The organism is Streptomyces sp. NPDC051172 (assembly GCF_040682555.1).
Classification (GTDB): Bacteria; Actinomycetota; Actinomycetes; order Streptomycetales; family Streptomycetaceae; genus Streptomyces.
The window spans coordinates 1-1,249 of record NZ_JBFBBE010000386.1; the positions used below are offsets into that span (position 1 = coordinate 1).

Here is a 1,249-nt window from a genome sequence, read left to right on the forward strand (position 1 = left end):
CCTCGAGCGTGGGGACGATGCGCCCGTCGACGGCGGCGCGCCCGTCCAGCAGGCCCGCGGCGATGAGTTCGGCGATCGCCCCGCGGATCCGTGCGGCCTCCCCCGGCGTCTCCGAGACGAGCTCCGCGGTCGGGAGCCCGTCCACCGTGCGCACCGCGAGCATGATGCGCTCGAGTCGCCGCGCGTCGGCGTCGGGCCGCTCGCGGCCCACGGCGGGGGTGACCCCCGTGGCCAGCCGCTGCGCGTAGGCGGCGGGGTGCTTGGCGTTCCAGAACCGGACGCCGGCGAGGTGCGAGTGCGCGCCCGGGCCGATCCCCCACCAGTCCTGGTCCTCCCAGTACGCCACGTTGTGCCGCGCGCGGTGGACCCCGGACCCCCGCGGGTCTCGCGCCCAGTTGGACACCTCGTACCAGCGGTAGCCGGCGGCGCTGAGCAGCTCCTCGGCGAGCAGGTACTTGTCCGCCTGGTCGTCGGGGTCCACGTCCGCCACCTCGCCGCGGGCCACCTGGGCCCCGAGCTTGGTGCCCTCCTCCACGATCAGCGAGTACGCGCTCACGTGGTCCGGGGCCAGTGCGACGGCGGCCTCGAGCGTGGCCCGCCAGTCGGCGAGGGACTCTCCCGCGGTCCCGTAGATCAGGTCCAAGGACACCTCCAGGCCGGCCTCCCGGGCCGCGGCGACGGCGGCGGGGACGGACTCGGGCCGATGGGTGCGCTCGAGCGTGGCGAGCACGTGCGGCACCGCGGACTGCATGCCCAGGGAGAGGCGGGTGAAGCCACCGGCCGCGAGCTCACGGGCGTACTCCGGGGTGATGGTGTCCGGGTTGGCCTCGGTGGTGACCTCCGCGCCGGGCGCGATCCCGAACCGGTCCACCGCCGCCTGGAGGATGCGCACGAGGTCCGCGGCCGGCAGGAGCGTGGGCGTGCCGCCGCCGAAGAACACCGTGTGCAGCGGGCGGGCGGGCACGTCCGAGGACGCGAGCACGTCCGCGGCGAAGTCCAGCTCCGCGACCGCCGACTCCCAGTAGTCGCCGCGACCCGCGCCGGGGCCGAGGTCGACGGCCGTGTACGTGTTGAAGTCGCAGTAGCCGCAGCGCACGGTGCAGAACGGCACGTGGACGTACAGGCTGAAGGTGCGCGCCGCGCCGTCGCCGGCGGCCGCGCGCACCCGCTGCCCGACGTCGGCCGGCAGCCAGCCGTCGTCGGGGACCGGCTCGCCGAGGGGCAGGGCGGGCACTTACTTCTTCGCCGC

The 1,249-nt window shown here is 75.8% G+C and carries 1 protein-coding gene; it reads right to left on the minus strand.

Annotated elements, in window-relative coordinates:
- Nucleotides 1–1,234: radical SAM family heme chaperone HemW (gene hemW, locus AB0N07_RS51335; protein ID WP_365847921.1), on the minus strand; the 1,234-nt coding region annotated here is incomplete at its 3' end.
- Between the last annotated feature and the right edge of the window lie 15 nt (nt 1,235–1,249).